Raw genomic sequence first — 18,071 nt, 5'->3', positions numbered from 1 at the left:
GTGCCTTCGAGCACGCGGCGTTGATTTGGGACCTGATCCGCGAACACCATACGGGCCGGCGGCATGACGATGGCCGCAACAGAGGCCGGATACATGTCAGCACCCGACAGCGCGCGAAACTGATCCACAAACCCTCTTGCGCAAGGGGCGGTTATACATGTTGCAGAACTCCGTTTTCTGAGGGATTCACACTGCGAATCCAGTGGGCTAAGGGGCGAGTATGAGCAAGCCTGAGCCCACCCGCTACCGCACGATGAACTGGAAGTCCTACAACGATGCCTTGAAGCGGCGCGGGTCCCTTCTGATCTGGCTGGACAAGGACATGGTTTGGCGCGCACCCAAATCCGGATGCAATGGTCGGCCGCCGGTCTTCTCTGATGCCGCGATCCAGTTCTGCTTGATGGTGAAGGTTCTGTTCGGCCTGCCTCTCCGGCAAACGACAGGGATGGTGGCGAGCATCCTTTCGATGGCCGGGCTCGACTGGCGGGTGCCCGATTTCTCGACCCTGAGCCGCAGGCAGAAGCGCATCACGGTTCAGATCACGAGCCGCCGTGCGCCGGGGCCGCTGAACCTGCTGGTGGACAGCACCGGGATCAAGTTCCTGGGCGACGGAGAGTGGCTGGCGAGGAAGCATGGCACCCACCGCCGGCGCCAGTACCGCAAGGTCCATCTGGCGATGGACACGGCGACCGGCAACGTCCGGGCGGTGGAATTCACCTCCAGCCGTGAGGGCGACAGCCCCGTTCTCCCTGATCTTCTGGACCAGATCCCGGAAGACGAGGAAATCGGCACCGTTACCGGTGATGGCGCCGAAGGCACCCGCCGTTGCCATTCGGCGATCCTCGCGCGCGGTGGCACAGGGATCATTCCCATCCGCAGAAATGGCCGCCTCTGGAAAGAAGATTGCCCCGCTGCCCTGGCCCGCAACGACATCCTGAGGGCAACCCGGCGTCTCGGCCGGACGATTTGGAAAAGATGGTCCGGCGACCAAGTCCGCAGCCGGGTCGAGGCCCGGATGAGGAACCTGAAATCCTTCGGCGAGCGGATCGCCTCGAGGGACCCCGACCGTCAGACAGCCGAGATCCACATCCGCGTGGCCCTGATGAACCGCTTCAATGCCCTCGGCACCGCCCAGATCGAACGCGTGGCATGAACTCAGCCGGGAAAAGCGGCATTATGTCCTGAAAACGACTTCTGCAACAATGCCGGCAGGAAGCGTCACGACAAGATCGTCGCATTCTATGCTCAGCTCATGGTCGCCTATCTCGATCGGCTGGATGTTTCTAACTTCAGTGTTCAGGAATTAACAAAGCTTCCGGCCCGAATCTCGGAGACCGGCAGTGACCTGCCGCGGTCGATCCTCGCCTACTGCCTCGCGATCATAAATACGATGAACGAGTTCTCTGTCGGCCGTCAGCGCCCATGGCACAGATTTGAGGTTGTGATTTAAGGAGGATTTTGGGAGGCGGCGGGCGCACGGCATTGATGTGCTGCCACACAGAAGGAGGTCAAATGGGGACGCTGTCGTTTTCAAGCACGAGCAATCGATAGACCCATTGCTCCGCCCTATTGAAAGAGCCCTGCCACGGATGCCGCCATAGTCCTCATTGCCGAGGAGTGGCGACCTCTCGCAGCCCCTTTATCGTGATTTCTGATACAGCTTGCTGGCGATCTCGAACATTTCTTCGGGCGCGTAATCGGGGGTGAAGGCCGAAGGAACGCCGGTCAGATCGTGGATCTTGCCGCCCTCCGGGATGCCATCCACCACCTCCAGTTCTCCGGGCGGGTCATCGGGCAGCGCCCCCTCGCCATTTCCCCAGATGCCCTTCATCTCGTGATAATCGTCCGGGCTGAAGGTATAGAGGCGGCGATGCGCCCCCTCGGCCAGATATTTCTGACATTCGGGAATATTGCCCAAGGGGATGTTCGGCACCGGCAGAAACTTGTCCAGATCGACCCCGGTAATCTTTTTCAGTGCCAGCGCATATGCATGTGCGTGAACCGAACCCCGCACCAGCAGATAGCCGCAGACCTCGCGCCCGGTGGGATCGGTCAGGCTCTCGTAAACCCGCAGCTTGTGCAGCCTCGCGCCGCATTCGAGGTGGAAGTTGTGCAGCAGGTCCACGACGACATTGCCCATCGTGGTGACCATGTCCGCGTTCCATGACTGCCCGTTGCTGTTGACCGGAACCGCGCCACCCGCGTGCGAATAGAAAGCCGCGGCCAGCCGGGCATCCTTCATCGCCTCGAATGGAGCGCCGGAAATGTCGCCGCCGGGTCCCTGATCGTCCTGATCCGCATCCGGACCATTCGCCAGCATCGCGACGCCGTTGCTGACCAGCTCGACATGACCGAGTTCCTCGGCCGTGATTGCCGCCACCAGACTATAGAAGGGACGCAGCTTGCTCTTGCTGCGGAAGTTGAAGCTTTGGAACATATAGTTGCCCAAAGTCGACATCTCGCCATATTTGCCGCCCAGAAGCTCTTGCAGGGCTGCTGCCGCGTTGGGATCCTGGCGCTTCGGTGCCGGCAGGTCGATCTGCAGTTTATCAACGCGTAAGAACATGTGCCTTCTCCTTGTTGGGGATCGCGACTCCTCGGAGGTCCGGCAACAACCGTTTGCCCGGAATGTTCCCGACGCGATGCGTGGGGAACCATCGGCGACGTCCTCCGTTCCCTTCCTGCGCCCCCCGCGAAGGATCCCGACATGGCACCGCGCTCTTATTGGAAGGGCTATCTCAAACTGTCGCTGGTCACCTGTCCGGTGGCGATGATGCCCGCCACGACCGAGGCCGAGAAGGTCCGTTTCCACACGCTGAACGCCAAAACCGGCAACCGTGTCCTCAGTCGGTATGTCGATGCAATCTCGGGGAAACCGGTGGCCGAGGATGACGAGGTCAGGGGTTATCCCCGGGGCGAGGACGACTATGTCATGCTGGACGACAAGGACATCGAGGCGGTCGCGCTTGAAAGCACCCGCACCATCGATATCGACATGTTCGTGCCGGCGGATTCCATCGGCTGGGTCTGGTATGACCAGCCCCATTACCTGACGCCCGCCGACAAGATCGGCGCAGAGGCATTTGCCGTCATCCGCGACGCGATGGCCAGAACGAAGACCGTCGGCATCTCGCGACTGGTGATGTATCGCCGGGAAAGGGCGGTCATGTTGCAACCGCGCGGCAAGGGGATCACGCTGTGGACCCTGCGCTATGGCGACGAACTGCGCAACGAGGCCGATTATTTCGACGACAGCACGGATGACAAGCCCCCATCCCGGCTGATGACGCTGATGCGGAAACTGATCGACGAACGCACGGTGGCCTGGGATCCCTCGATGGTGGATGACCCTGTTCAGGCGCGACTGCTGGACATCATCGCAGCCAGAAAGAAAAGCCCCAAACGGCGGGTCAGGACCAAAGCGCCTGAAAAGGCGGATACGGACAATGTCATCGACATCATGGATGCCCTGCGCAAAAGCATCGGTGCGGCAAAGAAAAAGAAGTAGCGTCAGGCTTTGCGCTTCGTCTCCAGAGGCGTTTCCGCGGAACGAAACGCCTGCCACGGATCGGCTTTCAGCACCGCAAGGCGGTTGGACGCATTCTCGACCGTGAAATGATCCGGGCCAATATCGGGGGCCAGTTCCTCCCACGCCAGGGGCATCGACACCGCAGCGCCGGGCCGGGCGCGGGGTGACCACGCAGCGACCGCCGTCGAGCCTCGCTGATTGCGCAGATAGTCGATCAGGATCCTGCCGCGCCGCTTCGATTTCGCAATGGTCGAGACATATCGTTCCGGACTGTCCAGGGCCATGCTGTCGGCGATGGCCTTGGCAAAGCTTTTGACCGCCGCCCATCCCGCCTTGGGTTTCAGGGGTGCGACGACATGCAGCCCTTTCCCGCCCGAGGTTTTCACAAAAGCCGCAAGCCCCGCGCCCTCCAGCCGCTGCCGCACCTCATGCGCGGCGTCGATCACTGCCTGCCATTCGACGCCCTCGCCGGGATCGAGGTCCATGGTGATCGTGTCGGGTCGTTCCCAATCGGCGATGGTCGTACCCCAGGGATGGATTTCGAGTGCGGCGGATTGCACCAACCCCATGAGCCCGTCCAGATCGGTGATGGAAATCAGCGGCGCGCCCTTCTTGTCCTTCGGATCGTGGATGGGGACGATATGTTTGTTCATCCCTTTCCACGCATGCTTCTGAAAGAACTTCTGGCCCCCGATGCCAGTGGGGCAGCGCAGCAGCGCCAGCGGGCGCCCGACGATATAAGGCGCGATCAGCGGCCAGACTTCGGCATGGTAATCCGCAAGCCCCTCTTTGGTGATGCCCTCATCCGGCCAATAGATGCGGTCGGGATGGGTCAGCGTAACGCGACGGCGTTGGGGCCTGGCGGGCGCATCCTTCACGCCCGCCGTTTCGCGGACGATTTCCGCGGCAGGCTTGTCCTCGCGCAGGCCCCGGAACGACGCATGGCGCAGATGACCGTCGGCGGTCCATGCCCGGAACTCGACCTCGGCCACCAGTTCGGGGCGGACATAGCGAACCTTGCGCGCTTCGGTCGCGGTCAGCGGTTGCGCGAATGGGCTTTTGTTGACCCGAAGCTTGTTCAGGCTGGCATGGAGTTCTTCGGCGACCCTGACAGAAAAACCAGTGCCCACCCGTCCCACATGCTGCAACGCCCCATCCTCGTAAACACCCAGCACCAACGAGCCGATGGCCTTGTCCGACACGGTCGAGGGCACATAACCCGCCACCACGAATTCCTGCCGCGCCGAGCATTTCGATTTGATCCAGCCCTTGCCGCGCCCTGAGCGATAGGGCGCATCGGACTGTTTCGAGACGATCCCCTCCAGCGACAACCGGCAGGCATGGCGCAGAACCAGCGCGCCGCTTTCATCGAAATGGTCGCTGTAGCGCAACGTCACCGGAGCAGCGTCCAGCAGCTTTTCCAAAGCCGCCTTTCGGTCGCTCAACGGGGCTTTGCGCAGATCATATCCGTCGAGATAGAGCAGATCGAACACATACAAAGGCCTTGTTGCACAAAGGAGGCCTGAGATTCACTTTGGGAATCCAATGTAGTAGCCGAATGGCATGGGCAGACCGCCGAAACCGACCTACAAGACCACCAATTGGCACGCGTATAACCAAGCGCTGAGGCAGCGCGGATCTCTGACCGTCCGGTTCGCTCCCTTGATGCTAGTGGGAGGCAGTGCCGTCAGGGCGGCGTGGCCGCCAGAAAGCCTGCAGCGACGCTGCGATCTAGGCCCGCCTGACCATCAAGGTTCTCTTCGGCCTGCCGCACTGCCAGATCGAGCCATGTTGCGCCACCGGTTCGAGCAACCATGGCGAGGCGGCTTCGTGGCAAGCCTTCTGGAATTCTCGGCGCTCGGCTGGGCTGTGCCGGACTTCAGCACCCTTTCCCGTCGGCAGAAGACCTTGGAGGTCGTCATTCCATTTCGCGGTTCCAAGGGGTCGTTGCACCTGCTCGTCGACAGCAGCGGGTGGAGGGCGAAGGAGAGTGGCACACGCACAAGCATGGCGGCTCGAAACGAAGGGCTCGCCATGGTCCTCGGACCAGTGGCCGACATGGCTCGCGGCGCAAGATCCATCTCGGGATCGACGAGGAAACGCTCGAGATCCGGGCGGTGGAAGTCACGTCAAGCAATGTCGGCGATATCGAGCCGGTGAATGCCACCGGTTCGAATGAACCGGCGAGGGATGCTGCCGGACCTGCTGGCCCAGATCCCGGCGGACGAGGAGATCGCCACGGTCACGGCCGACGGTGCCTGCGATACACGGGCCTGCCATGACGCTATCGCTGCCCGCAGTGCAGCGGCTCGGCCTGCGGCTGATGTCACGGGACTTCGACCGCCAGGTTGCCGAGGTCCAGATCCGCGCGACGGTCATGAACCGCTTCGCGGCAATCGGCATCCCGGTCACTGTGGCAATGGGATAAGTGTGTCCGGCGAAAGGGGAACTGCGGTCGCCAGATGATTTGCGCAACAGCGCCGCGACAGGGGCAAAGCCCCCTCCGGGCGAAAATCCTCAGCCGCCGAAGCCGCGCGATCCGCCGGTGCTGCCGAACCCGCCGCGAGAGGCTGCGGTGGCAGCCGTCATCGGCGGTCTGCCTGCGGTTGCGGCGGGGCGGGCGAATTGCTGGCTGCCCAGTTGCGCGCGGCCCGCATTCGACGAATAGGCGCTGGTTCCCGTCGCATTGGTGAAACGGCCGTCGGGCGTGCGGTACATCGGCTGCGCCGCCGCCATTCCGCCGCCCGCGCGGCCCAGCATGTTGCCGATCAGATAGCCCGCCAGCAACGGCATGAAGATGCTGCCCGATCCGCCGCTGCTGACCTCGCTTTCACTGCCGCAATTGCCGGCGCCGTGCTGTTCCTCGCAGACCGCGATACTGTCATAGCGGGGGGCGGATTCGACATGCAGCTGCTCGGCCTCGGCAAAGGCCTGATCGCATTCGGCGGCGGTGAACATGCCGCCCGAGGATGCCGCTGCCTGACAGCTGGCCAGATCGGGGAAAGCCTGCGCATCCACCTGTTCCTCGCGGCAGCCCGCGACGGTAAAGGCGGCGGCGCCCAGCAGGGTCAGGGCTACGGTTCTGGAGCGTTTTCTCATGTCTGAATCCCCCTTTCGGGTCAGTCGGCGATGAAATGCGGTTTGAAACGGGACAGGTCCTGGGTAATGCGCAAACGGTCTTCGCGCAGGCCCATGCCGGTGCAGGCGTGACCCACGATCCATGCGCCGATCACCGGGCGGAAACCGTCGAATTCCGGCAGCGGCGCATAGGCCTGCACCACGCGCGGATGCTGGTCATAATCGTTGCTGGGCGAGGCTTCGGTGACCGTGCCGTCCTCGACGATGCTGACCGAGGCGCCTTCGCGTGAAAAGATCGGCTTGACCACATGGCCGCGCCGCATCTGTTCCGCCGCGCGGTCAAAGGCCGCCGCCACGGCGGGCACCGGCCTGCCGCCCGCGACCAGCGCATCGGCCACGTCATCGGCAAAGAAGGCGGGCAGCAGGTTCGGATGACCTTCGAACATCTGCCACAGCACCGGCAGCAGCCCCTTGTTCGAGACCAGCGCCTTCCATGCCGGTTCCAGGAACATGCAGCCCGAGCCCTTGATATGGCGCGCATAATCGTCGCGCAGCAGATCCTCCCACGGATAAAGCTTGAACAGCGTTCCGATCACCCGGTTTTCCGCGTCCAGAAACTGGCCCTCGTCGCTGAGGCCGATCTTGTCCAGATCGCTGTAATGTGCGCCCAGCCCGGCTTCGCGCGCGGCCCAGCCCATGGATTCGACCGTGGCGTAATCCTCGGGGTTGCCGGCGGCGGCGGTGAAATGCAGATCCGTGCCGGATTCGAACAGATCGCCAAGCCGCGCGACCAGGGCCTCGTGGATGCCGTTGAACTGGTCGGCCCCCTCGGGCAGCACACCCGCCGCCAGTTGCTCCTCCAGCCATTGCCATTGGAACGCGGCGCTTTCATACAGCGATGTCGGGGTGTCGGCATTGTATTCCAGCAGCTTGGCCGGGCCGGTCCCGTCATAGGCCAGATCCATCCGGCCATAGATTTCGGGCTCGTTGCGCTGCCAGCTGTCGGCGACCAGATCACGATGTTCCTCGGGGATGCCCAGCCGGTCCATCAGCGCCTCGCTGGCCACGATCCCGGCCACGGCCTCGCGGCACATGGCGTGCAATTCGGTCGCGGGGTCCTCGATATCCTGCTCGATCTGCCGCAGCGAAAAGCGATAGGCCGAGCTTTCGTCCCAATAGGGTTCGCCGTGCATGTCGGCAAAGGTGAAGCCGACTTCCTTCGCGGTATCGCGCCAGTCGGGGCGTTCGGGCAGAGAGATCTTTTCCATAGCCGCCCTGATAACCCAGCCGCGCGTGGCCCGCCAGCATCAATGCACCCCGCCGCGGGTGGTGAAACGGATGGTGTGGAAATTGACCCTTGCGGCGGATCGCGTGACCCCATTTCCCGTCATGGGTGAAACCGGCGTCTTTCCGCCGGAAACCGGATGGTGACGGGGCCGATCGGGCTTGACTAGCCGCAATGCGCGGTCAATTCCTGCGCCGTAGTTATTTCAGTTGGTATCAGGGTTCGATTTTCATGGCGCGTTTGGAAAGGCATCATGCCGATTCAAGCAATCAGCATCTGATTGCGGATGAGCTGAAGCTTTCCTCGGTCCTGTCGCAAATGGCCTCGTTTCTGGTCCGCAATCGCCGGTTATTGGCCGGTTTCGTGAACGGTTCGGTCCTGCTTTGTGCAATTCTGGCGCTGACGACCGAAAAACGCTATCGCACGACATTGTTGCTGATGGCGGACCCGCCGCTGCAAAGCCCGCTGGAAACCACCGAACAGACAAAGCGCGACGAAACCTCTTTCGTGGAAAGCCAGATCTATATTCTGGAATCGCGCGATATTTTGCAGGCCGTGCTGGAGGCCGCCGATCTGGAGGCGACCAGGGAATACAGCCAGTCCGAACCTTCGCTGATTTCCCGTGCCATCGGCGCGGTCAAAAGCCTGCTGCCGACAAGCGCGGGCGAGAGTGGGGACGAGGGCGGCCAGCCGGTTGAATCCCATGCGCTGCGGGAATTGCGCAAGAATATCGGGGCCAGCCGCAAGGGCGATACGAATGTGATCGGCATCGACGTGACCTCGACCTCGGCGCGGCGGGCGGCGCAGATCGCCAATGCGATGGGCGACGCCTTCATCGCCAACCGGCAGGCGGCGCAGCTGGAACGGGCAGAGCGGCTGGCGCAATGGCTGGACGGGCGCGTCGTCAGCCTGCGCCAGCAACTGTCGGGGGCCGAGGATGCCGTCACCAGCTATCGCATCGAGCACAAGCTGATTTCCGGCGATCCGGGCACGACGCTGAGCGAACAGCAACTGTTCGAGATGAACGCCGAACTGATCCGCACCCGCGCCGTGCTGGCGGAAAAGCGGGCGGCATATGAGCGGGCGATGCAATTGCTGGAGGATGGCGGCGATATCCAGTCGCTGCCGCAGGTTCAGGATTCCGATCTGATCACCCTCGTTCGCGAAAAGCTGATCCAGATCAAGCTGCGCGAGGCCGAACTGGCCCGCATGAACGCCACCGATCCGCGCCGCGAGGCCATCGCCAATGAGCGTCGCGCGGTCGAGGCCGAACTGGCCGCCGAGATCGGCCGCACCGTGCGCATGATCGGCCACGAGGTCGAAACTCTTGAGGCGCGCGAGGCGCTGGTGGCGGCGGCCCTGGCCGAGGCGGGCAACCGCTCGGGCGTCGAAAACCGCAGCATCGTCGAGCTGCGCGAGCTGGAGCGCGTGGCGCAGGCCTATCAGGCGCTTTACGAGCGTTATCTGGGCAGCACCGGGTTGGTGGATGAGACGATCAGCTATCTCTCCAGCGGGGTCGAGATCGTCGAGCCAGCCGCCGTGCCGCGCAATCCCAGCTATCCGCCGACCAAGCTGCTGCTGATCTGGGGCCTGTTGCTGGGCGTGGCGCTGGGGGTCGTCGCCGCCCTGCTGCGCGAGGCGCTGCGTCCCGGCTTCCTGTCCAGCGCACAGGCCGAGGCCGATCTGGGCGTGCCGGTGCTGGGCGCTGTGCCGGGGGCGGGGGCCAGTCGGCCCCAGATCGACGCTGCCATTCGCAGCCTGCGCATGCGGCTGGGCCTGACGGCGCGGCGCGACGGGCCCTTGCGGCTGCTGCTGACCTCGGCCCGGGACGGGGATGGCGAGGATGCGCTGGCCGAGGCGCTGGCCCGTTCCGCCGCCGCAGCCGGTGCCTCGGTCCTGTTGATCGACGCGGACTGGACCCATGTCGGGCTGACCGCCCGGCTGGGCCTGCAAGCCAAGACCGGACTGGCCGAGGCGCTGCGCGGCGCCAGCGATGCCGAATGCCAGCACCCCTTGACGGGGTGTCCCGGTGCGACCGTGCTGCCCTTGGGCAAATGGGACAGCGCGGTGTCGGATGACGTGGCGGGCGCTGCGATGAAGTCGCTGCTGGCGCGGGTATCGGCGGCGCATGATCTGGTGATCGTTATCGCACCTTCGGTTCGGGGGGATGCCGATGCGCCGCTGCTGGCGCGGTTCTGCGACGGTGTGGCCGTGGTCGCGCGATGGGCGGTCACGCCACGCGCGGCGGTGGCGATGGCGCTGGATCAGTTCAAGGGCGTGGCGCGGCCCGGGCTTGTGCTGACCGACATGAACCGCAGGCAGGCGCGCCATTTCGGCGAGCCGGTCAGCCGCCATGCACCCGGCTGAGCCCGCCTTCGTCCTTCCGCGCGCCGCGATGCAGGGCAGGGGCCTGACCGTGAAACTGCTGGTCCTGTCGCTGGTCGTGCTGCTGCCCTTTCAGTGGCTGAAGCTGGCCGACGCCGGGGGTTTCGCGCTGAAGCTGCCCTATGCGGTGCCGCTGATGGCGATGGCGGGGGTTGCTGTGCATCCCCGTCTGCGGGCGGGGCTGTTGGGCTGGTTTCGCGAAAGCTGGCCGTGGTTCGTGCCATACCTGTTCTATATCCTGCTGATCCTGCCCGCCTATTACGGCAGTATCGCGCAGGGCTCTCCGGTCCGGCAGGGGTTCTTTGCGGTGGGCGCGGCGGCCTTCGGCGCGGCGGTGGCGATGCTGCGCGATCCGACAGCGGCGATGCGCGCGGCGGGTTTTCTTGGCGTGGCCGGGTTCGTGCTGGTGACCGAGTTTCTGGGCCGCCAGATCGACACCAGCTGGGCCGAGGCGATCGGCCATTTCTTCGGCGGTGATCTGAATTTCGTCATCTATGCCTTTCTGCGCAAGGTGTTCAACGTCGCGGGCGATCCCGATGACAATCTGGCCATCCTTGCGTCGGAAAAGAACGCGGTGTCGGCCTCGCTGTTCGTGGCGCTGGCGATGTTCCGGGCGGGGACGAGGCGGCGGCTGGATCTGTGGGGGATGGCGGCGATGGTGCCGATGCTGGGGCTGATGGTGATCCTGAACACGCGCTCGGTCCTGTTGCCGCTGGCACTGGGGCTGATGCTGGTCGGGCTGATCCAGATGCGTCAGGTTCCCGCGACCGACCGGCCCCTGAGGGCGCTGCTGCTGGTGTTGGCCGGTGTCGCGGCGGTGGGCGGGCTGATCGCGCTGCTGAACACCGATCCGCTGTATGGGATGCTGAATGCGCGGTTCTCGCTGGGGGATTCGTCGTCTGCCAGCCGGGTCGAGCAGCAGGCATGGGCGATGGCCCATATCGAAGAGGCCATCCTGCTGGGCAATGGCTATATGCAGATCGACGAGCATCCGGTGCATAACCTGTTTCTGGGCGCCTTCCTGCATGGCGGCATCCTGCCCTTCCTGCTGGTCGTGACCTTTTATCTGGCGGTGCTGGTGCAATGGCTGCGCTTTCTGGCGCGAATTTTTCTGACGCCGAGCTTCTGGCATCTGCCGCTGAGGGTCGAATGGGTGGCGATGCTGCCGTTGCTGCCGCTGATCCGGGTCTGGCTGGTGGGCGATTCCGGCCATCCCTCTTTGGCGGAATGGACGGCGCTGGCGCTGTTTTTCGGCTTTTGCGCCGCCAATCGCCGCGCATGGCTGACGGCGGCGATGCAGGCAAACAAAGGAGTGTGACGATGGCGCAGCAGGGCAGGCAAGTGCGGCGGGTGCTGATCGTCAGCGACTTTGCCTCGGTCACCGGCGGGCAGGCCAAGGTCGCCATCGACAGCGCCCGGCTGCTGGCCGATCGCGGCATCGGGGTGCTGTTCTTTGCCGCCTGCGGGCCGGTCTCGGGTCTGCTGGACCATCCGGGCATCCGGGTGATCTGCCTTGACCAGCGCACCATTCTGGACGAGCCCAGCCGGTTGCGCGCCATGACCACCGGCATCTGGAACGCCGCCGCCCTGCGCAGCCTGCGAGAGGTCATCGCCGGAATGGATGCCGGTTGCGATGTGCTGCATTGCCACGGCTTTGCCAAGGCGCTGTCGCCCGCCATCGGCCGGGCGCTGGCCGGGGGTGGGATACGCTCGGTCTTTACCATGCATGAATATTTCCTGGCCTGCCCGAATGGCGGCTTTTTCGACTATCGGCGGCAGGAAATCTGCCACCGCCCCGCCCTGGGCTGGTCCTGCATGACGACGAACTGCGATGCCAGACGGGTCGAGCACAAGGCTTGGCGCGTCCTGCGCGGGGCGGTGGGCGCGACGCTTGGCAAGCTGCCGCGAGGATTGCGCGACGTGATCTATATCTCGGACCGGCAGCGGCAGGTCATGGCGCCCTATCTGCCACGCGCGGCGCGGCTGCATCACGTCTCGAACCCGGTCGAGGCGGGCGGGCCGCGGGTCGATGCCGCCGCCAATCGCGAACTGGTCTTTGTGGGGCGGTTGTCGCCGGAAAAGGGCGCGCTGCAACTGGCGCGGGCGGCAGCGTCGCTGGATATGCCGGTCACATTCGTGGGCGACGGCCCCGAGGAAGAACGCATCCGTCAGGCCAATCCCGACGCCCAAATAACCGGCTGGAAAACCCCGGCCGAGGTGCAGGAATATCTTGGTCGGGCCCGCGCGCTGGTCTTTCCCAGCCTGTGGTACGAGGGCCAGCCGCTGGTGCCGATCGAGGCCCTTTTACGCGGCATCCCCGTCGTCTGCGGCAATTGGAGCGCGGCGACGGAATCGGTGCAGGACGGGCAGAACGGCATCATCTATGACCGGCCCGATGCGGGTTCGCTGAAGGCGGCGCTGCTGCGTCTGCCCGCATTGGGGCGCTTTGATCCGGGGGCGCTGGCCGATCACGTCGCCCCCGCCACCCATGCCGACCGGCTGATCGGTATCTATGACGGGATGTTGTCGCGGGCGGCGTGACGGCTCAGCCCCAGCCCGACAGATCCAGCCCGAACTCTGCCGCCAGTGCCGCATTGGCCGGGGCAAAGCGGTCCCGCAGCCGGGCCAGATGCTGATCCGGGTCGGGCTGCGCCGGGGGGCGGGTGGTGTTCAGCCGCCGGTAAACCCCGCGCAAACCCCGGTACAGCGCGCCTTTGGGCAGACGTTCCCGCAGCGCGATATTCAGGTTCTGCAACCCGCGCGACCGGGGCACATAGCTTTCGTTCTCGCTGGCGAAATCGTGGCTGTCATAGAAGGACGGGTCCAGCCCCGTCCATTGCGCGATGCGCCGGGTCAGGGCGGGCGCGTCGCGGCGCAATTCGTCGAAGGTGCAGACGAACATGCGCCCCTCGCCCAGACGGTCGCGCCACGGCCGCAGGAAATCGACATAGGCCGCGTTGGTCAGCGCATCGCGGGCCAGCTCGTTGCCGCTGAAATCATGGCTGCCATCCTCGATGGCGCGCAGATAGTCGCCAAAGCCCATCCCGGCGGGAATCCATGACCAGTTGTTCTGGAAATAGTTGAACAGCGACAGGATCTGGCTGGCCGGTTCGCGCAGAACGAAGATGCAGCGCGGCTGGCCGGGCAGGTCGGGCAGATGATCCAGCGCGGTTCGCTGATAGATATAGGCGGGGGTCGAATCCAGAATGACCCGTGGCGCGGCGCCCCGGGGAATGGGGAACTGGCTGCGATAACCCTCCAGTCCGTTGGCGATGTTGAAATCCGGGCGGTGGATATGCCCGCCGGGGTCCATGAAGAACCGCGCCTCCTTGTCCAGCGCGCCGAAGGCGTCGGGATGATCCGACAGCCAGCGATGCAGCGAACTGGTCCCGGCCTTGGGCACGCCGCAGATGAACAGGTTGGGCAGCCAGTCGGGGGTCATGCGGCAAGGGCCTTTGCGGGGCCGTCTTCGGACAACAGCGTGTCGATCTCGGCCCGCCAGCGCGTCATGGCGAAACGGGCTTCATAGGCCGCGCGGCAGGCCGGGCGCATCCGCCGCAACTCGTCGCGATCCAGCCGCAGCAGAAGCGATTCGATCGCCTCGACCGTCAGCGGGAAATGATCGCCGGTGGCGCCGGGGGTCACCAGCCGCTCCATCCCGCTGCGCCGCGAACACAGGACCGGCGTGCCATTGCGAAGCGCCTCGGGGATGACCAGCGGCAAGCCCTCCCACCGCGAGGGCACCAGAATGGCATCGGCGCTGCGATACCAGTGGTCTATCTCGGCGCGATCCACCCAGCCGACAAGCTGCACATTCGGCGGCGGCTGGCTGGGATTGTGGCCGCCCCGGACGGCCTCGCCGATCACGTTCAGGCGCAGATCGGGGCGCTGGCGGCTGGCGCGGGCGAATGCCTGAAGCAGCAGGTCCAGCCCCTTTTGCCGGTCGAAGCGCCCCACGAACAGCAGTTGCAGCGTGTTGGGCTGGATCGGTTCGGGCAGCCGCGCGCGATCCGCGACATCGGGAACCGCATTCTCGATCACCCGCATCCGCCCGCGATAGCCAAGCCGCTGCGCCAGCTCGCATTCGGCGGTCGAGACATTGACCACGCAGGTCGCCAGCCCGGACAGCCGCCCCTCGATCACCCGCACGACGCGCTGTTTCCAGCCGCCCTCGGCAAAGTTGCTGACCGCCCAGCCATGCGGAAAATAGAAGGCGGGACTGCGATCCCCCGACAGCCGCAACAGCAACAGCGCCAGCAGCGCGAAGGTGCTGTGAAACAGATAGATATCGGGCGCAAGCCGCCGCCGCGTCTGCTGAAACCGCAGCAGCATATGCAGCAGCGCGACCAGCCCCCGGCGGCGGCGCTGAAAGGTCACGACATCCAGATCGGGGTCGATCAGAGAGCTGTGCTGCGCGGGCACCAGAAAATGCAGGTGACGCCCCTCATGCGCCAGACCGCCCAGATAGTTCTGATAGATGCCGACCCCGCCCATCGCGGTTTCGCACAGGCTGAGAACGCGCATTACGCGTTCTCCTTTGCATCTCGGCAGGAAAACAGGAAACCAGACAAATGGGGCACCAGAATGAATATCGAAACGAATGAAAATGGCCGACGGCGCAAAAGGCGATCAAATCCGAATAATATGAAGCACACGATAATTTCAAATGGAGGGGTTCACCCGGTTAATGGGATGCGATCCGTTTTGTTTCAAAAATCATCTGTTAATTGCCGTATATGAAATTGCATCAACTCAAGATTGAAGTTGCGGCGGCCGTTATTTGCCAAACCGGTTGTCTTGCCACGCTCGCATGCCGTGTTTATAATTATGTCACAAAACTGCATTATTTGTGAATTAACCATAATATGCCCGCCGTTTGCACACGCAAGGCGAGAGTAATGGGAACGAATTTTCGCACAAAAATCCCAATATCGGCGAAATATTGCCGCAATATGACGACCGGTCCCGCATCCCGCAATTGACTTCCCATGCGTTGGCAGATGGATTGGCGCGGTATTTCGTGATGTTTTTCCTTCGTGTCGGCCCGAATGTATTCAGACTGCCAGTGTTCAATCGGATCAGCCGGGCGAGGGATCGCCCGTGACCTGTCCATGCGTCTGTCCGGCACCGTCAACGCCCCGCGTTGCAGGACGCCGAGGCAATGAGCCGCCACCCCCACAACACCGCCAGCGAGACGCCCCGTGGCCCCTCGCTGCAACGCAATATCGCCTATGCGATTTCGGCGCGGGTGTTTATGGCGCTGTCGCAATTCGCGATTCTGGCGATCATCGTGCATATGGGACTGCCGCAGGATGTCGGGGCGCTGACCCTGGCCTCGGCCATCGTGACGCCGCTGTTCTTCCTGACCTCGATGGGCATGAACGAGGTCCATACCGTCGATGATTTCGACCGCTTCACCCGTGCCGATTACGTCGCGCTGCGGTTCTTTGCCGGGATCGTGGCGATCGGGCTGACGATTCTGGTCGTGGTCTTCTTTCAGGGCGACGAGAGCCGGCTGGTGCAACTGACCGCCATCGCCTTTTCGCTGGTGCGCTTTTTCGGGGCGCAGTCCAGCCTGATCCACGGTGTGTTCCAGCGGGACGAGAGGCTGAATTTCGTCGCCGTCTCGACCATCGGGCGGGGCAGCATCGGGCTGGTGGTCTTTGCCACCACCTTCTGGCTGACCCGCAACCTGCCGCTGGCCTTGTTGTGCGAGGCGGTGGCGTGGTTCTTCAGCTATTTTGTGGTGGACCGGGCCTTGCTGGTGAGGATGAATGCGCAGACGCAATTCGCGCAGTTGCGGCAGGTGCGGGCGCGGACGATCCTGGCGCTGGCGTGGTGGGTGTTGCCCATCGGGGTCGCGCTGTGGATGACGCGGGCCTCGGCCAGCGTGCCGCCGATGGTGCTGGCGCGTTATACCGATCTGGCGGCGGTCGGGCTGTTCGGGACGCTGGCCTATGTCCATTCGGCGCTGTCGATGGCGGTGGGCCCGATGGGCACGGCCAGTGCCGCCCGGCTGCGCAAATACTATCGCGAGGGCAGGGCGCGCAAATTCAGTCGCCTGACCTGCAACCTGGCGCTGTTTGCTGGGCTGATCGGGCTGTGCGCCGTGGCCTTTGGCTGGTTTCTTGGCGATGTCGCGCTGGGGCTGGTCTTTGGCGATACCTATCGCAATGCCGAGCTGTTCACGATCATCCTGCTGGGCACGGCGGTCAGTATCATCGGCATGCAGTTGCTGACGGCGGTCACGGCGGCGCAGGCCTTCAACCACCGACTGCTCAGCAGCGCGCTTGGCCTTGTCGCGGCAATGATCGCGGCGCTGGTCCTGATTCCGTCGCATGGCGTCTATGGCGCGGGCTGGGCGATGGTGGTGATGGCGGTGGTGCGGCTGATCTTCGCGCTGACCGCGTTTCGCATCGTGCTGGGCAAGATCCCGCAAGCTCGCGGAGATGCCCCATCCCATTCCATCGTCGGAGCGTGATCCGTGAATACCGCTGCTGTCAAACGCATGGCCCGCAAGACCGTGGCTTCGGCCAGAACCGCGCGCATGCATATGCTGAAACGCGCCATCGCCCGGCGCGCGCTGTCCGCGCTGGAGGCGTCGGGCCGGGCGCTGTCGCCGCAGATGCGCAGGCAGGCGCTGGACTATGCCATCGGGCATCTGGGCTGGAAGGGCTATGCCGAATGGTTGCAGGTCTATGCTGCCGCATCGGGGCAGTTCCGGCCGGGCTGGCTGCCCGACAACTATTACACGGCCGAGGTGATGCCGCGCGTCAACGGTGCCTATCACCATATGGCCCGCCAGCGGGCGGCCAACCGGGTGCTGTTCGGCGATGATGCCTTTCCCGATATCGGCTATGTGGTCAACGGCTTGCTGCTGGATGCCGATTACCGGGTGATCCCGCCTGCGGCTGCCGCCGCGACCATGTCCCGGTTCGGCGACCGGATCGTCGTCAAAAGCGATGCCAGCGGCTTTGGCGCCGGGGTGCGCAGCCTTGCGACGCGGGGCCTTGATATGGCCAGCCTGACCGCGACGGGCAATGGCGTGATCCAGCGCATGATAGAGCCGCATCCGTTCTTTGACCGTTTCGGGCTGCCCTCGGTCCCGACGCTGCGTATCGCCACTGTCATCACCGATCAAGGGCAGGCCGAGGTCAGGGGCTGCTATCTGAAGCTGGGGCGCAAGGGGCATGGTCATGTCATGGCCTCGGACCAGCTGCGCATCGCGGTGGACTGGACCAGCGGGCGTCTGGCGGATGAGGGGTTCATGACCTCGTGGCGGGTGGTGGAGCGCCATCCCGATACGGGGGCGGAATTCGCCGGGCTGACCCTGCCGCAGATCGGCGATTGCGTCCAGACCGCGCTGCGCCTGCATCGCCGGATGCCGCTGCCCCGGTTTCTCAGCTGGGACATGCTGCCCGACCGTCATGGCCGGGTGCAGGTGCTGGAATGGGAAGGCGGCGTGGTCAGCTTTGCCGAGCCGATGCAAGGCCCGTGCTTTGCCGATCTGGGCTGGGACCGGTTGCATCTGACGGGCGGGGCGTCAGGCAAGCCCGGCGCCGCGCCGACGCTGATCGCGGGCCGGACATGACCGCGCAAGGGCCGCATATCCTGCTGATGGCCAATGGCATTCTGGGCTGGAAGACCTATTCCCAGCAGGTCGCCGCGGTCATGGCATCGCGCGCGGACCTGCGTTTCGCCGTCCATTGGCGTCGTCCCAGCGGTCTCAGCACCGCCTTCGTCAAGCGCCATGACGTGTCGGGCAGGCTGATCCGCTGGCTGCGCTGACGGGAT

At 64.3% G+C, this 18,071-nt stretch carries 13 protein-coding genes and 2 pseudogenes; 9 read left to right on the top strand and 6 right to left on the bottom strand.

Translation table 11 applies throughout. The annotated features are described in order from the left end of the window. Window positions 1-220 precede the first annotated feature (220 nt). On the top strand, window positions 221-1,153 hold the full coding sequence (locus tag JHW40_RS22045) for an IS5 family transposase (protein WP_272849127.1): 933 nt from the start codon (window positions 221-223) through the stop codon (window positions 1,151-1,153). A gap of 486 nt (window positions 1,154-1,639) precedes the next feature. Here the strand turns inward: JHW40_RS22045 and JHW40_RS22040 are convergent, their stop codons facing one another. Then, window positions 1,640-2,566 carry a manganese catalase family protein gene (locus tag JHW40_RS22040; RefSeq protein WP_272849126.1) on the bottom strand — a complete coding sequence of 309 codons (927 nt, stop codon included), beginning with the start codon at window positions 2,564-2,566 and terminating at the stop codon, window positions 1,640-1,642. Between the two features lie 141 nt (window positions 2,567-2,707). On the opposite strand from JHW40_RS22040, the gene ku reads away from it, so the two are divergent. Beyond that, the gene (gene ku, locus JHW40_RS22035; RefSeq protein ID WP_272849125.1) at window positions 2,708-3,508 is read left to right on the top strand and encodes a non-homologous end joining protein Ku; all 801 of its coding nucleotides are present in this window, start codon (window positions 2,708-2,710) and stop codon (window positions 3,506-3,508) included. A 2-nt stretch (window positions 3,509-3,510) separates the two neighbouring features. On the opposite strand, the pseudogene ligD reads toward ku, so the two are convergent. Beyond that, a pseudogene (gene ligD, locus JHW40_RS22030) lies at window positions 3,511-5,025 on the bottom strand (DNA ligase D); the annotation flags it as partial. 67 nt (window positions 5,026-5,092) lie between these two features. Here ligD and JHW40_RS22025 point away from each other — a divergent pair. Further along, window positions 5,093-5,957, top strand: a pseudogene (locus JHW40_RS22025) (IS5 family transposase). Window positions 5,958-6,046: 89 nt separating this feature from the next. Here the strand turns inward: JHW40_RS22025 and JHW40_RS22020 are convergent. Beyond that, a complete protein-coding gene (locus JHW40_RS22020) occupies window positions 6,047-6,628 on the bottom strand; it encodes a DUF1190 domain-containing protein (RefSeq protein ID WP_090613232.1) in 582 nt (193 codons plus the stop codon). Between the two features lie 20 nt (window positions 6,629-6,648). Then, entirely contained in the window at window positions 6,649-7,875 is a 1,227-nt protein-coding gene (locus tag JHW40_RS22015; protein WP_090613235.1) for a glutathionylspermidine synthase family protein, read from the bottom strand. A gap of 248 nt (window positions 7,876-8,123) precedes the next feature. Here JHW40_RS22015 and JHW40_RS22010 point away from each other — a divergent pair, with 248 nt between their 5' ends. From JHW40_RS22010 to JHW40_RS22000, 3 genes are read left to right on the top strand one after another with little or no spacing between them, the layout of a single operon-like run. Next, complete coding sequence (locus JHW40_RS22010; RefSeq protein WP_170851835.1) at window positions 8,124-10,259, top strand: GumC family protein; 2,136 nt, start codon at window positions 8,124-8,126, stop codon at window positions 10,257-10,259. Further along, the gene (locus JHW40_RS22005; RefSeq protein WP_211657314.1) at window positions 10,246-11,595 is read left to right on the top strand and encodes a hypothetical protein; all 1,350 of its coding nucleotides are present in this window, start codon (window positions 10,246-10,248) and stop codon (window positions 11,593-11,595) included. The genes JHW40_RS22010 and JHW40_RS22005 overlap by 14 nt, the downstream gene beginning before the upstream one ends. 2 nt (window positions 11,596-11,597) lie before the next feature. Next, entirely contained in the window at window positions 11,598-12,818 is a 1,221-nt protein-coding gene (locus JHW40_RS22000) for a glycosyltransferase family 4 protein (protein WP_170851837.1), read from the top strand. 4 nt (window positions 12,819-12,822) lie between these two features. On the opposite strand, the gene JHW40_RS21995 is transcribed toward JHW40_RS22000, so the two are convergent. Both JHW40_RS21995 and JHW40_RS21990 read right to left on the bottom strand, forming a co-directional pair. Next, window positions 12,823-13,719 (bottom strand): sulfotransferase domain-containing protein, encoded by an 897-nt coding sequence (locus JHW40_RS21995; protein WP_090613240.1) that lies wholly within the window; start codon window positions 13,717-13,719, stop codon window positions 12,823-12,825. Beyond that, entirely contained in the window at window positions 13,716-14,801 is a 1,086-nt protein-coding gene (locus JHW40_RS21990; RefSeq protein WP_090613243.1) for a glycosyltransferase family 4 protein, read from the bottom strand. Before JHW40_RS21990 ends, JHW40_RS21995 begins: the two co-directional genes overlap by 4 nt. A 637-nt stretch (window positions 14,802-15,438) precedes the next feature. Between JHW40_RS21990 and JHW40_RS21985 the strand changes: the two genes are divergently transcribed. The 3 genes from JHW40_RS21985 to JHW40_RS21975 are packed head-to-tail and all read left to right on the top strand — an operon-like array spanning window position 15,439 to window position 18,065. Further along, a complete protein-coding gene (locus JHW40_RS21985) occupies window positions 15,439-16,758 on the top strand; it encodes a lipopolysaccharide biosynthesis protein (protein ID WP_090613246.1) in 1,320 nt (439 codons plus the stop codon). A gap of 3 nt (window positions 16,759-16,761) precedes the next feature. Then, window positions 16,762-17,868 (top strand): sugar-transfer associated ATP-grasp domain-containing protein, encoded by a 1,107-nt coding sequence (locus JHW40_RS21980; protein WP_139208171.1) that lies wholly within the window; start codon window positions 16,762-16,764, stop codon window positions 17,866-17,868. Then, window positions 17,865-18,065, top strand: a complete 201-nt coding sequence (locus tag JHW40_RS21975) for a hypothetical protein (RefSeq protein ID WP_090613252.1) — start codon at window positions 17,865-17,867, stop codon at window positions 18,063-18,065. The genes JHW40_RS21980 and JHW40_RS21975 overlap by 4 nt, the downstream gene beginning before the upstream one ends. The last annotated feature ends 6 nt before the right edge of the window (window positions 18,066-18,071 follow it).

This window comes from Paracoccus alcaliphilus, from assembly GCF_028553725.1.
Taxonomy (GTDB): Bacteria; Pseudomonadota; Alphaproteobacteria; order Rhodobacterales; family Rhodobacteraceae; genus Paracoccus; species Paracoccus alcaliphilus.
Note: the sequence above shows the minus strand (reverse complement) of the source record. Positions and strands in the feature narration are given on the sequence as shown.

Excerpts from the sequence above, each read along its gene's own strand:
- JHW40_RS22010 (WP_170851835.1), top strand. The coding sequence starts at position 8,124 with ATGGCGCGTTTGGAAAGGCATCATGCCGATTCAAGCAATCAGCATCTG.
- JHW40_RS21985 (WP_090613246.1), top strand. The coding sequence starts at position 15,439 with ATGAGCCGCCACCCCCACAACACCGCCAGCGAGACGCCCCGTGGCCCC.
- ku (WP_272849125.1), top strand. The coding sequence starts at position 2,708 with ATGGCACCGCGCTCTTATTGGAAGGGCTATCTCAAACTGTCGCTGGTC.
- JHW40_RS22015 (WP_090613235.1), bottom strand. The coding sequence starts at position 7,875 with ATGGAAAAGATCTCTCTGCCCGAACGCCCCGACTGGCGCGATACCGCG.
- JHW40_RS21975 (WP_090613252.1), top strand. The coding sequence starts at position 17,865 with ATGACCGCGCAAGGGCCGCATATCCTGCTGATGGCCAATGGCATTCTG.
- JHW40_RS22020 (WP_090613232.1), bottom strand. The coding sequence starts at position 6,628 with ATGAGAAAACGCTCCAGAACCGTAGCCCTGACCCTGCTGGGCGCCGCC.
- JHW40_RS22005 (WP_211657314.1), top strand. The coding sequence starts at position 10,246 with ATGCACCCGGCTGAGCCCGCCTTCGTCCTTCCGCGCGCCGCGATGCAG.
- JHW40_RS22045 (WP_272849127.1), top strand. The coding sequence starts at position 221 with ATGAGCAAGCCTGAGCCCACCCGCTACCGCACGATGAACTGGAAGTCC.
- JHW40_RS22000 (WP_170851837.1), top strand. The coding sequence starts at position 11,598 with ATGGCGCAGCAGGGCAGGCAAGTGCGGCGGGTGCTGATCGTCAGCGAC.
- JHW40_RS21995 (WP_090613240.1), bottom strand. The coding sequence starts at position 13,719 with ATGACCCCCGACTGGCTGCCCAACCTGTTCATCTGCGGCGTGCCCAAG.
- JHW40_RS22040 (WP_272849126.1), bottom strand. The coding sequence starts at position 2,566 with ATGTTCTTACGCGTTGATAAACTGCAGATCGACCTGCCGGCACCGAAG.
- JHW40_RS21990 (WP_090613243.1), bottom strand. The coding sequence starts at position 14,801 with ATGCGCGTTCTCAGCCTGTGCGAAACCGCGATGGGCGGGGTCGGCATC.